General features: G+C 66.4%; 14 protein-coding genes. 7 read left to right on the top strand and 7 right to left on the bottom strand.

Going from position 1 to position 12,165, the window contains the following annotated elements:
* Nucleotides 1-61 precede the first annotated feature (61 nt).
* Genes CEJ42_RS16525 through CEJ42_RS16515 form a run of 3 tightly spaced genes read left to right on the top strand, consistent with a single transcriptional unit; the run spans nucleotide 62 to nucleotide 1,333 of the window.
* A complete protein-coding gene (locus CEJ42_RS16525) occupies nucleotides 62-406 on the top strand; it encodes an ArsR/SmtB family transcription factor (protein ID WP_079217832.1) in 345 nt (114 codons plus the stop codon).
* Complete coding sequence (locus CEJ42_RS16520) at nucleotides 403-897, top strand: SRPBCC family protein (RefSeq protein WP_088751842.1); 495 nt, start codon at nucleotides 403-405, stop codon at nucleotides 895-897. The genes CEJ42_RS16525 and CEJ42_RS16520 overlap by 4 nt, the downstream gene beginning before the upstream one ends.
* Before the next feature lie 28 nt (nucleotides 898-925).
* Nucleotides 926-1,333 carry an SRPBCC family protein gene (locus CEJ42_RS16515; protein WP_088751841.1) on the top strand — a complete coding sequence of 136 codons (408 nt, stop codon included), beginning with the start codon at nucleotides 926-928 and terminating at the stop codon, nucleotides 1,331-1,333.
* A gap of 71 nt (nucleotides 1,334-1,404) precedes the next feature.
* On the opposite strand, the gene CEJ42_RS16510 is transcribed toward CEJ42_RS16515, so the two are convergent.
* Both CEJ42_RS16510 and CEJ42_RS16505 read right to left on the bottom strand, forming a co-directional pair.
* A complete protein-coding gene (locus tag CEJ42_RS16510) occupies nucleotides 1,405-1,932 on the bottom strand; it encodes a GNAT family N-acetyltransferase (RefSeq protein ID WP_088751884.1) in 528 nt (175 codons plus the stop codon).
* A gap of 85 nt (nucleotides 1,933-2,017) precedes the next feature.
* Entirely contained in the window at nucleotides 2,018-2,578 is a 561-nt protein-coding gene (locus CEJ42_RS16505; protein WP_079217835.1) for a helix-turn-helix domain-containing protein, read from the bottom strand.
* A 168-nt stretch (nucleotides 2,579-2,746) separates the two neighbouring features.
* On the opposite strand from CEJ42_RS16505, the gene CEJ42_RS16500 reads away from it, so the two are divergent.
* Entirely contained in the window at nucleotides 2,747-3,040 is a 294-nt protein-coding gene (locus tag CEJ42_RS16500; protein WP_088751840.1) for a hypothetical protein, read from the top strand.
* A 55-nt stretch (nucleotides 3,041-3,095) separates the two neighbouring features.
* Here CEJ42_RS16500 and CEJ42_RS16495 read toward each other — a convergent pair whose 3' ends face one another.
* Entirely contained in the window at nucleotides 3,096-3,983 is an 888-nt protein-coding gene (locus CEJ42_RS16495; protein WP_243397881.1) for a LysR substrate-binding domain-containing protein, read from the bottom strand.
* Between the two features lie 61 nt (nucleotides 3,984-4,044).
* A complete protein-coding gene (locus CEJ42_RS16490) occupies nucleotides 4,045-5,379 on the bottom strand; it encodes an MFS transporter (protein WP_079219289.1) in 1,335 nt (444 codons plus the stop codon).
* Nucleotides 5,380-5,674: 295 nt separating this feature from the next.
* On the opposite strand from CEJ42_RS16490, the gene CEJ42_RS16485 reads away from it, so the two are divergent.
* Nucleotides 5,675-6,493 (top strand): class II aldolase/adducin family protein, encoded by an 819-nt coding sequence (locus CEJ42_RS16485; protein ID WP_088751838.1) that lies wholly within the window; start codon nucleotides 5,675-5,677, stop codon nucleotides 6,491-6,493.
* 23 nt (nucleotides 6,494-6,516) lie between these two features.
* Here the strand turns inward: CEJ42_RS16485 and CEJ42_RS16480 are convergent, their stop codons facing one another.
* On the bottom strand, nucleotides 6,517-7,482 hold the full coding sequence (locus CEJ42_RS16480) for an AraC family transcriptional regulator (RefSeq protein WP_088751837.1): 966 nt from the start codon (nucleotides 7,480-7,482) through the stop codon (nucleotides 6,517-6,519).
* 80 nt (nucleotides 7,483-7,562) lie between these two features.
* Between CEJ42_RS16480 and CEJ42_RS16475 the strand changes: the two genes are divergently transcribed.
* Together CEJ42_RS16475 and CEJ42_RS16470 are read left to right on the top strand one after the other, a co-directional pair.
* Nucleotides 7,563-8,591, top strand: coding sequence for an SDR family oxidoreductase (locus CEJ42_RS16475; RefSeq protein ID WP_088751883.1), 1,029 nt, complete (start codon nucleotides 7,563-7,565; stop codon nucleotides 8,589-8,591).
* A gap of 226 nt (nucleotides 8,592-8,817) precedes the next feature.
* Nucleotides 8,818-11,043 (top strand): TonB-dependent receptor, encoded by a 2,226-nt coding sequence (locus CEJ42_RS16470; RefSeq protein ID WP_420840776.1) that lies wholly within the window; start codon nucleotides 8,818-8,820, stop codon nucleotides 11,041-11,043.
* Nucleotides 11,044-11,160: 117 nt separating this feature from the next.
* Here the strand turns inward: CEJ42_RS16470 and CEJ42_RS16465 are convergent, their stop codons facing one another.
* Together CEJ42_RS16465 and CEJ42_RS16460 are read right to left on the bottom strand one after the other, a co-directional pair.
* Nucleotides 11,161-11,322, bottom strand: a complete 162-nt coding sequence (locus tag CEJ42_RS16465; RefSeq protein ID WP_243397886.1) for a DUF1289 domain-containing protein — start codon at nucleotides 11,320-11,322, stop codon at nucleotides 11,161-11,163.
* Nucleotides 11,323-11,511: 189 nt separating this feature from the next.
* Complete coding sequence (locus tag CEJ42_RS16460) at nucleotides 11,512-12,153, bottom strand: glutathione S-transferase family protein (protein ID WP_088751835.1); 642 nt, start codon at nucleotides 12,151-12,153, stop codon at nucleotides 11,512-11,514.
* Nucleotides 12,154-12,165: the final 12 nt, after the last annotated feature.

Here is a 12,165-nt window from a genome sequence, read left to right as displayed (position 1 = left end):
CCTCCGCTATCGCCGCCGCAGAGCTTGCATTGCGCAGGAACTGCGGCATATACTTAGCTATATGGCTAAGTATTCGATTCAGGTCAGCGAGCTGTTCCACGCACTGGCCGATCCCACCCGCTGCGCCATCGTCGGCGCGCTGGCGGGCGGCGCGCGCCCGGTGTCGGCGCTGGCCGCGCCGTTCGACATGGCGTTGCCGTCCTTCCTGAAGCACCTGGGCGTGCTGGAACGCTGCGGCCTGATCCGCAGCCGCAAGGATGGCCGCACGCGCACCTGCGAACTGGTGCCCGAGCGCCTGTGCGAAGCCGAGCAATGGATCGCGCAACAGCGCGCCATGTGGGAAGCGCGGGCCGACCGCATGGTGGATTTCGTCGAACGTCTTCATCGAGAGGAGCAAGGCAAATGACCCAAGCTGCACCAGAGCCGACCGGCGACGCCGAGGCCCGCGACCTGATCATCCACCGCGTGCTCAAGGCGCCGCGCAGCGCCCTGTGGCGCGCCTGGACCGATCCCGAACTGCTGCGCCAGTGGTGGTGCCCCAAGCCGTGGACCACCGAGGTGAAGGCCTTCGACCTGCAGCCGGGCGGCGCCTTCCATACGCTCATGCGCGGCCCGGACGGCGGCGTCAGCGACAACCCGGGCAGCTTCCTGGAAGTGGTGCCGCAGTCGCGCCTGGTATTTACCTCGATGCTCACCGCCGGATGGCGTCCGAACACGCCCTGGCTGGGCTTCACCGCCATCATCACCATGGCCGACGAAGGCGCGGGCAGCCGCTATACCGCGCGTGTGATGCACCCGGACGAAGCCACCCGCGACCGGCACGAGAAGATGGGCTTCTTCGACGGCTGGAACACCGTCATCACGCAGCTGGAAGAATTCGCCGTTTCGCTGTCCTGACCAATCAACAAGAGGAGACAAGACCAGTATGGACATCACCGTGGAAACCACCGTCGCAGCCCCCATCGCCCAAGTCTGGCGCGCCTATACCTCGCCCGAGGACATCAAGCGCTGGAACGCCGCCTCGCCCGACTGGCACACCACTGCCGCCGCGGTCGACCTGCGCGTGGGCGGCGCGTTCTCTTCCCGCATGGAAGCCAAGGACGGCAGCATGGGCTTCGATTTCGCCGGGACCTATACGGCGGTGACGGAGAATGAACTGATCGAGTACGTGTTCGGCGAGCGCCGCGCGCGCTCGGTGTTTGCCCAGACGCCGCAGGGCGTCAGGCTGACGGTCAGCTTCGACCCAGAGAACCAGTATCCGGTCGAACAGCAGCGCCAGGGCTGGCAGGCCATCCTCGACAGCTTCAAGCGCTACGTCGAAGCCGGCGCCTGAACCGCCTTGCGCCCATGAAAAAAGGCCGGCCGCAGATGCGGTCCGGCCTTTTTCATGTCAGCGCCGCGGCCTCAGTTGCCGGCGGGCAGGTCAGGCACCTCGCGCTCATCCAGCGTCAGCTGCAGGAAGGCCAGGTCCAGCCACTTGCCGAACTTGGTGCCGACCTGCCTCAGGTGGCCGACATCGTCGAAGCCCAGCTTCTTGTGCAGCAGGATGGAGGTCTCGTTGCTGGCGTCGATGCCGGCCACCATCACGTGCTTGCCCAGGCCGCGCGCCCGGACGATGAGCTCCTGCATCAGGCGCTTGCCGATGCCCTGGCCGCGCTGGTCCTTGTGCACGTAGACCGAGTGTTCGACCGTATGCCGGTAGCCGTCGAAGGCGCGCCAGTCGCCGAAGGTGGCATAGCCCAGCACGGCGCCGTCGGCCGCTGCGGCCACCAGCACCGGGTAGCCGCTTTGCAGGCGCAGGTTCATCCATTCGAGGCGGTTCTGCTCGCTGACCAGGGTTTCGTTCCAGATCGCGGTGGTGTTGGCCACGGCGTCGTTGTAGATTTCGGCGATTCCGGGGACGTCGGACGGGTTGGCGTCGCGTATCAGCATGGTGGACATCTTGTTGAGTAAGGTGAATGAAAGTCTACTATAGTGTACTTCGTGGATCGCTTCAAGAAGCCGGGCCGGAACAGCTTCAGGACAGGCTCAGCACCACCACCGCGTACTTGCAGTCGGCGCCGCTCTCGTTCTTGAAGATGCAGTTCATCGGCGGGCCGAGCTCGAGGCAGTCGCCTTCGCGCATCTCGTGCCGCAGCTCGCCTTCGACGAACACCAGCTCGCCCTCCAGGACCCAGATCAGCTGCCGCATGAAGGCGTAGGCCGCCGCCGGCATCGGCACTTCGGTGTGGGCCGGCAGCACCACCTGCACCAGGTCCAGCGGCAGGTCGGAGCGCGGAGAGACGTGGCGCCGCAGGTAGCCGCTGTCGGGATCGGTCCACAGCGGCTGCTCCGCCTTGCGCAGCAGCCGGCCCTGGCCGAGCTCGGCGCGCGCCATCAGCGCCGACATGCTCAGGCCGAAGGCGCCGGAGAGCTTGGCCAGCAGGTTGGCGGTCGGGCTGCTCTCGCCGCGCTCGATCTTGAAGATCATCGCGCGCGACACCGAGGAGCGCTCCGCCAGCTCGGTCAGCGACCAACCGCGGGTCTCCCGTTCGAGGCGGATGCGTGCGCCGATGCGCTGGTCAAGTTCATTGGTCATCGTGCTATTTTAGTAGACAAACCGGGAGGCGCCAAGCGGCATGCCATCCTGCGCACGCGCCGGTCATTGCCGCCGGTCATGCAGGAAAATCCTGATGCCGGAATTGACAATACATCAATACGATAGGACTCAGCCGTAGGGAATTTGCCCGACTCGGCGGAGGTAGAGATGACTAAATTCTGGGTCGCCTTCAAAAGCGAGAATCAATCCGAAGTGCAGGATCTTCAACTCGAGGTCGATGAACCGGCCTTGAGCTGCGACATCGTCCTGCGCGCCCTGGGCCGCCACCTGAATCCGTCGGAGGAGTGGCCGTTCGCGGTGGACTGCGCCGACTGCCCGACCGACGCCGACATCGGCGAGCGCGCCGTGCGGCTCAACCGCGTGCAGGCGGCGCGCAGGCACCTGAAGCTGACGTATCTGTCGTATCGGCCGGAGGGAACCGTCCTGCAGTTCTCCTGCTGACGCCGCACCGGAATCGGCGCAGACGCCGGCGCCCAACCGGGGGCGGGTGCTGAGTTCAAGCCGACGGCAGGGCGGCGCTGCGGTAGCGGGCCATTTCCTCTTCCATCCACGCGGCGAACGCCGCCAGCGGCGCCCATTCCCGCTTTTGCTCGGGGAACATCAGATACGCCTTTTGCGCGTTCACCACCGCGTAGTCGCCGATGCGCACCAGCTGTCCGGTGGCCAGCTCCTGTTCGACCAGCACGCGCGGCAGGAGGGCGACGCCCAGGCCGGAGACCGCGGCGCGGATCGCCATCACGAAGAAATCGAAGTAATGGTCGCCGATGTCGTGCCGGCCGTGTTCGTCGCGGCCTTGCGCGGCGGATTCGCTCCATGCGCTCCAGGCCGCGGGCAGGTCGCGCGTATGGATCCACGGCATCGCGGCGATATCGCCGCCGGCGCACCGGGCTGCCAGCGCGGGTGAAGCGACCAGGCAGACCTCGTCGTCGGCCAGCAGTACCTTGCTGGCCAGGCCCGGCAGGGGCGCGCGGTCGAAGTGGATGGCGATGTCGAAATTGAGGTCGTTGAAGTAGGTCGCCTGGTCGCGCCCCATCAGGCGCACCTGCAGGCCGGGATGGTGTTCGTGGAAGCGCGACAGGCGCGGCACCAGCCACTGCGAGCCGAAGGTCACGCCGACGGCCACGCGCAGCGTGGTGCGTTCATGATTGGAGACCAGCTGGCGCGTATCCTGGCGGATCTGCTCCAGGTTGATGCGGATGCGGTGCGCGTATTCGGCGCCGGCCTCGGTGAGCACCAGGCGCTGGTTGACGCGGCGGAACAGTTCCACGCCCAGGCTCGCCTCGAGCTCGTTGACCTTCTTGCTGATGGCGCCGTGGGTCTGGTGCAATTCATCGGCCGCCTTGGAAAAACTCTGGTGACGGGCGGCCGCTTCAAACGCCTGCAAGGCTGTCAGACTGGGTATTCCTCGACGCAGCGACACAGGCGGATCTCCATGGACAATCCGCTCATTCTAGCACCGGCTCCGGCATCGCCACGCGGCCCCGGTCGGTGTCCAGCAGCAGCGCCAGCACCGATCCCACGGTCATCGCCACGGCGATGGCGATGAAGGCCAGCTGGAAGTTGCCGGTGGTGTCGCGCACCCAGCCGATGAACCACGGCATCAGGAACCCGGAGGACACGCCGATGCTGGTGACCAGCGCGATGCCGGCCGCCGCGGCGCGGTCGGTCAGGATGCGGCTGGGCATCTGCCAGAACGGGCTGATGCTGCAGAAGCAGGCCGAGGTGCCGACCGCCAGCACCGCCACCGTGGCCAGCGGCGAGGACAGGTACAGCGCACCGGCCAGCGACACCGCAGACAACATCATGGGGCCGATGACATAGTAGGCGTTGATGCGCTTGTTGCTCACGAAACGGCCCCAGGCGATCACGCTGACCACCGCCACCGCGAAGGGCGCCGAGGTGATCAGGCCGATCTGGGTGAGCGAATAGTCGGCGCTGCCCTTGAAGGTCTTCACCACCTGCGGCAGGAAATACAGCAGGCCGATGATGCCGGAGTTGATGCCGAAGTAGACCAGCCCCAATCCCCACACCCGGATGCTGGTCAGCGCGCGCCGCGCATTGCCCGGCTGCACGGCGCCGGCTGCCGCCTGCTCTTCGCCGGCCAGCGCCTTGCGGATGTCCTGGCGGTCCTTGTCGCTGAGGCTGCGCAGCGCATGCGGGCCGTCGGGCAGGAAGAACCAGGCGACCAGGCCCAGCACCATGGCCGGCACGCCCTCGACCAGGATCATCGCGCGCCAGCCGGTCATGCCGAAGATGCTCGCGTGCTCCATGATCCAGGTCGACACCGGCGCGCCCAGCATGCCGGTCAGCGGAATCGACATGGTAAACAGCGACATCATCCAGACCCGGTTGCGCGCCGGCATCCACAGCGTCAGGTAGAACACCACGCCGGGATAGAAGCCGGCCTCGAACACGCCCAGCATGAAGCGCGCGAAATAGAACCACTGGGTGTTGGGCACGAAGCTGGTCAGCGACGACAGCAGGCCCCAGCTGACGAGGATGCGCGCCATCCAGCGGCGCGCGCCGTAGCGATGCATGAACAGGTTGCTCGGCACCTCGAACAGGATGTAGCCGAGGAAGAACAGGCTGGTGGACAGGCCGAACTGCGCCGCCGTCATGCCCAGTTCGGCATTCATCGTCAGCGCCGCGTAGCCGACATTGGCGCGGTCGAGCTGGGCGGCGACGTACATCAGGACCAGCAGGGGGCCAAGGCGCCAGAGGATGCGTCTGGTCAGCTCCGGCGGCAAGGTGCTTTGGGTATCGGCGTGGGCGGTTGGCATGATCAATGGTTTATATCGTTTATCAGGGGCGCGTTGCGAAACCCATTTAAGCATCCGTGGAATTCGCATGACAACCTACAAAAAGTAGCCGCCCTGTGACGCTTTGGAAGAGCCGGTGCACCTGCCCCCGGGCGGTGCGCAAATGCCCGCCGGCAGGGCGTGCGCGCACCATTGCGGCGACTATTTTCCAGCCGGAGGCGCATGCGCGGAAAATTCACAGGCCGGTGCGCAAACCTCCATGGACGAAGCCATGCCGCTGACGCAGAATTTTTGCTTTCCATGCCAGGGACGACCCATGTGTTCCAACGAACTCAACGACTACAGCATTCCCACCCCCATCGGCGGCAAGCTTCCGGTGCCGCGCGAATATGAGGACATCGCTACCGAGCGCCGCCATCGCAAGCTCAGGCTGGCGGCGTCGTTCCGCCTGCTGGCGCGCTTCGGCCTGACCGAGGGCATCGCCGGCCACGTCACGCTGCGCGACCCCGAGCATCACGACCGCTACTGGGTCAACCAGTACGCCCAGCACTTTTCGACGATCCATCCGGACGACCTCATGTGCATCGACGTCGACGGCCAGGTGCATCACGGGACCGGCCCGGTGAACGCGGCGGCGGTCGCCATTCATTGCGGCCTGCATCGCGTCAACCACGCCGCGGCCGCCGCGGTGCATACGCACACCACCTACGGGCGCGCCTTCGCCGCGCGCGAGCGACTGCTGGAGCCGATCAACCAGGAATCCTGCCTGTTCTATGAGAACCATGTCGTCTTCCGCGGCGACATCGTGGTGCTGGCGATGAACGAGGGCGAGCGCATCGCGCAGACCATGGGCGAGCGCAAGGCGGCCATCCTGTTGAACCATGGTCTGCTCACGGTGGGCTCGAGCGTGGATTCGGCGATCTATCGTTTCATCGCCATGGAGCGCTGCGCGCAGGTCCAGCTGCTGGCCGAGGCCAGCGGTCCGCTGCAGCCGCTGACGCCGGAGGAGGCGCGCGCCACGCGGCGCCACCTGGCGTCCGACTATGTGGCCTGGCTGGGATTCCAGGGTCTGTACCGGCAGGTGCTGCGCGAGCACCGCGACCTGGACGACTATGCGCGCTCGTTGCCGGACTGAAGCGGCGGCGCAAGCGCTTGCGCCTATTCGGAAGGCGCCTGCGCCGCCAGTCGATAGGTTCGCGGGGCGCTGCCGGTGATGCGTTTGAAGGCGTTGCTGAACGCGCTTTCCGAGGTATAGCCGAGCGACTGCGCCAGGCTTGCCACCGGCGTGTCGTCCTCACGCAGGGCGCGTTGCGCCAGGCGCATGCGCCACTGGGCGAGATAACTCAGCGGCGCCACTCCCGCCGCCTCCCTGAAGCGCGCGGCGAACGTGGTGCGCGACATGGCGCAGGCGGCGGCGAGCTCTTCCAGGCGCCAGGCGCGGGCCGGGTCGCCGTGCATCAGCCGCAATGCGGGCGCCAGTCGCGGCTCGCCCAGCGCGCGCAGCCAGCCGGTCGGCGCCGGCCCGGCGTTGTTGAGGTGGGCGCGCAGGATCTGGATGAACAGCAGCTGCGCCAGCTGGGCCGACGCCAGCTGGCTGCCGGGAAGGCCGTGGGTCCTTTCCTCCATCAGGCGGTCGAGCAGCCACCTGAAGCTGGCCGCCTGCGGCGTCGCCGCGGGCACGTGTATCCATGCCGGCAGCACGTCGCGCAGCAGTTTGCCGCTGGTGGGGTCGAGCAGCACGTGGCCGCCGATGTGGGCGAAGTCCTGGCCGTCGCCCAGCGTCGCCGTCGCGTTGACCGCGCCGGAGAACAAGGCCATCGCATCCACCGGCGTCAGGCCGGGCGCACTGGAGAGCACGAAGGCGCGCGGCGCCGCCAGCAGGCCGACGTCGCCTGTATCGAAACGCACCGGCTGGGCTTCGCCGTCGATGTGGACCCAGCAGCTTCCTTTGACGACGGCGAAGAACTTGATCTTCTCCGGCGCCGGGAAACGGATGGCCCAGTCGCCGCCGGCCGTGAAGCCGCCGGTCGCCAGGGTTTGCGCGCGCGTGAATTTCAGGATGTCGGAAAACGGGTCGGTCTGCATTTCCGTACTATTGCGCAAGTAAAAGGGATTTACAAGCATTCCTAATCCGGGCTTGCGCGCCTATCTTCCTGCTTACGGAAACCCGGCCATGTCGGCCGGGCGGGTAGACAGGAATGGACATGAACGAACAACTGGTACTGGTGACCGGCGGCACCGGCTTTATCGCGCAGCATTGCATGATCGCGCTGCTGCAGGCGGGTTATCGGGTGCGCACGACGGTGCGCGACCTGGCGCGGGAGGAAGAGGTGCGCAACCACCTCAGGACCGGCGGGGTGGAGGCGGGAGATCGCCTGGCCTTCGTCGCCGCCGATCTGAGCGCCGATGCCGGATGGCGCGAGGCCGCGGCCGGCTGCCGCTACGTGATGCACGGCGCTTCGCCCACACCGTCGGGCGCCCAGGTGCGCGAAGAGGACTGGATAGGCCCGGCCGTCGACGGCAACCTGCGCGTGCTGCGGGCCGCGCGCGACGCCGGCGTCAAACGGGTGGTGCTGACCTCGGCCTTCGGCGCCATCTGCGCCGGCCATACGGCGATGCCGCGCCCTTTCAATGAAACCGACTGGAGCGACCTCAACGGCAACGTCGCGCCCTACCAGAAGTCGAAGACGCTCTCCGAGCGCGCCGCGTGGGAGTTCATCGCCCGCGAAGGGCGCGGCATGGAACTCAGCGCGATCAATCCGGTGGCCGTGTTGGGCCCGGTGCTGGGGCCGGATTTCTCGCACTCCATCCGCTTGGTCAAATACATGCTGGACGGCCAGCCGGGATGCCTGAAGATCAATTCCGGCTTCGTCGACGTGCGCGACGTCGCCGACCTGCACCTGCGCGCGATGACCAATCCGGCCGCGGCCGGCGAGCGCTTCCTGGCCATCGCCGGCGAGAGTATGTGGATGATCGAGCTGGCGCAGATCCTGCGCAGCCGTCTCGGCGCGGCCGCGCACAAGGTGCCCACCAAGGTATTGCCCAACTGGGTCGCCCGCCTGGCCGCGCGCAAGGACCCGACCATGCGCGCGGCGATGCCCTTGCTGGGCATCAACATGAACGCCAGCGGCGAGAAGGCCGCCCGGCTGCTGGGCTGGTCGCCGCGTCCGCGCGAAGAGGCCGTGCTGGCGACAGCCGAGAGCCTGATCAGGCTGGGGCTGGTGGAGCCCTGAAGGGGACTGCCGGATCAGGGCGACGCCGGCGGCCGGAGTTGCCTTGCTGCATCGGTCGCAGATTTTTCGCGGCGGGCTGATCCCTTTTTGATTTTCGTGTGTCATCGAAATAAGAACGCTTCTTTTTCTCGATTGGAAGCGTCCTGGTTTCCTTGTTTACAACACGAAAGGTCAGATCATGGGGCAGGTCCAGGCGTCGATGCGCCAACGCAATTCCGTTTTTAAGATGAAAGCCGTGGCATCCGCCGCGCGCCACCTGGTGCTGATGGCGCCGATGCTGGCGGCGCCGATGGCGTATGCGCAGACCGCGTCGACGTCCGCCGATACTGCCGCCACGGCCCCGGCCGCCGCGACCGGCACCACCACCACCACTGCCACCGGCAGCAACAGCAACGCCGTGCTGCCCACCGTGACCGTGGTCGAGAACGCCGATCCCACCGCGCCCTATGCCGGCGGACTGGTCGCGCGCGGCGGCAGCCTGGGCGTGCTGGGCACGGCCAGCGTGATGGATACGCCGTTCAGCACCACCAACTACACCTCGCAGGGCATCGAAGACGTGCAGGCGCGCGCCATCGGCGACGTCATCGCCAACGATTCGTCGGTGCGCAACACCAACGGCAACGGCGGCTTCGGCGACAGCTACCAGATCCGCGGCTTCACCATGTCGGCCAACGACGTGGCGTTCAACGGCCTGTACGGCATGGTGCCGCTGACCCGCATGCCCATCGCCATGGTCGAGCGCATTGAAGTCCTGAAGGGACCGGGCACGCTGATGTATGGCATGGGCCCGGCCGGCGGCATCGGCGGCGCGGTCAACCTGGTGGCCAAGCGCGCCCACGAGGATCCGGTGTCCAGCGTGACGGCGACCTACCTGTCCAATTCGCAGTTTGGCCTGAAGGGCGACATCGGCCGCCGCTTCGGCGAGAACCAGGAGTGGGGCATCCGCGTCAACGCGCTGTACGCGGACGGCAACACCGGCCTGTCCGACAGCAAGCAGCAGCAGAGCATGGGCTCGATCGGCCTGGACTACAACGGCAGCCGCGTGCGCTGGAGCCTGGACGCCTACACCCAGCACGAAGATGCGCGCAACTTCCGCCCGCAATACAGCATCGGCACCAACGTCACCTCGATGCCCAGCGCGCCCTCGGGCAGCACCAACCTGTATCCGGGCAACACCCTGCAGTCCGACGACAAGGCCGTGACCACGCGCCTGGAATACGACGTCAACGACAACATCACCGCCTACGGCGCGGTCGGCTATCACGTGGCGGAATCGGCGCAGAGCTTCCCCAGCGCTACCGTCAGCAACTCCAACGGCGACGTGCTGGTCAACTCCGCGCTGTTCCAGTACGGCGTGCGCAACGGCTACTACGACCAGCGGGTCACCTCGACTTCCGCCGATGTGGGCATGCGCATGCGCTTCAACACCGGCGGCATCAAGCACACGATGATCGTCGGCGGCAACATGCTCGACCAGCAGACCGACTACTTCTATTTCCTCAACGGCAACACCACCGGCGTGGCCTCCAGCATCTATAACCCGGTGGCCCTGCCGGCCGTGACCGCCGCGCGCGGCCAGCCCAGCCCGCAAAGCCAGACGCGCCTGACCAGCCTGGCGTTGACCGACACGCTGTCGATGCTGGACGACCGCCTGCGCCTGATCGGCGGCCTGCGTCGCCAGCAGGTCTACAACCACAGCCTGGTGAGCGCCTCGCAGACCTCCAACCAGACCGCGATCTCGCCGGTGCTGGGCGTGGTGGTCAAGCCGATCGAGAACCTCTCGCTGTACGCCAACTACACCGCCGCGCTGACCTCGGGCGGCTTCGCCGGCGCGCAGTATGCGAACGCCGGCCAGGCCTTCGCCCCGTACAAGTCCAAGCAGTATGAGACCGGCGCCAAGGTCGACTGGGGCCGCATCACCACCACCGCCGCGCTGTTCCAGATCGAGCAACGCAACAGTTCGACCGAGGTGGTCAACGGCCTGACCTACGCCACGCAAAACGGCCGCGCGCGCATCCGCGGCCTGGAGCTGAGCGCCTATGGCGAACTGCAGCGCGGCCTGCGCTTCAACGCCAGCGGCACCTTCTTCGACACCAAGCAGTCCAGCACCGCAGGCGGCGCTACCGACGGCAAGGAAGTCGGTGCGGTGCCCAAGCACAACTTCAACCTCGGCCTGGATTGGGACACCCCGTGGCTGACCGGCCTGGCGCTCAACACCCGCGTCACCAACACCGGCGCCATGTGGTACAACAACACCAACGCCCTGAAGGTGCCGGGCTGGACCCGCATGGACGTCGGCGCGCGCTACATCACCAAGACCGCCGGCCAGGTCGTGACCTATCGCGCCAACATCGAGAACCTGTTCGACAAGCACTACTGGGTGATGCAGAACGGCTACGTCGGCACGGCTTCCGGCCGCACCTTCGTGCTGTCGGCCCAGGTCGACTTCTGATGTCGCCGTAGTTCTGCAAGAATGAAAAATGCCCGCGCAAGCGGGCATTTTTTTCGCCGGAGATATCGGCGCTGTCGTCACGGGTTTACCGTATCGGGCGCGCGCGGTGGAGAGAACCTAGTGCTTGCGTTCTTTCCTGCGCAATTCTTTCAGCCGGACGGCCGCGCGTTCCACGGTCGCCTTCTGCTCCTTGTGCTTCATTCCTTTCCACTCCTTGATTTCGCTCCTGGAGCGGCCGCATCCTGTGCATATCTCATGCTTCAGGTGACAGAGCGACACGCAGGGATTCTTTGCATCTTTGCCCAAACTCAAGCCCCATCGATGGTTCAACGCGGCGCGTCAACGCGACGTCGCCCGGATCGGCTCGCGCAAGACCCGCAGCCGCCTTGCGCCGAGTTTGGCACGGTTTGCGCTTTTTCGCTCCGGTGCCGGCATTCCCTTTCCAGGATTTCCCCGGCTGCCGACGGATCAGCTCAGCAGGCGCGCCATGCCGGGATCGCAGATTTCCATCGCGCGCCGATAGCCGGGGCGTTCGCCGATCCGGGCCAGGTAGGCCTGGATGTGCGGATACGGCGCCAGGTCGACAGGCTGGAACACCCGCATCGTGGTCAGCGAGAAGACGGTCATGATGTCCGCCGCCGTGAACTCCTCGCCGGCCAGGTAGCTGGCTTTCGCCAGCCGTTCATCCATCAGGGCCAGGGCCGCCTGCAGGCGCCCCATGGTGCCGGCGATCACCGGATGGTCGGCGGGCAGGTCGGTGCGCAGCAGGGTCATGTAGCGCAGCATGATGGGTTGCAGGTTGCCGTTGGCGAAGTGGAACCAGTACAGGTAATCGGCGAAGCAGGCCTGGCCGGGGCCGGGTTTCAGTCGGCCGTTTCCGAATTTGGCCAGGATGTAATCCACGATGGCGGCCGATTCGCCCAGCATCAGCTCGCCATCCTGGATCACGGGCGCGGCGCCCAGCGGGTGCAGTTGCCTGAGTGCCGGCGGCGACAGCCGGGTGACGGCATCGCGCGTGTAGCGCACCAGTTCATAAGGGAGGGCGAGCTCCTCGCATAGCCACACGATGCGCTCCGATTGCGATACGCCGAGGTGATGGATGGTCAGCATGGTCTTGGATTC

This window comes from Herbaspirillum robiniae (genome assembly GCF_002213415.1).
GTDB lineage: Bacteria > Pseudomonadota > Gammaproteobacteria > Burkholderiales > Burkholderiaceae_D > Herbaspirillum > Herbaspirillum robiniae.
The sequence above is the reverse complement of the archived record's forward strand: the minus strand, read 5'-3'. Positions and strand labels throughout refer to the sequence as shown.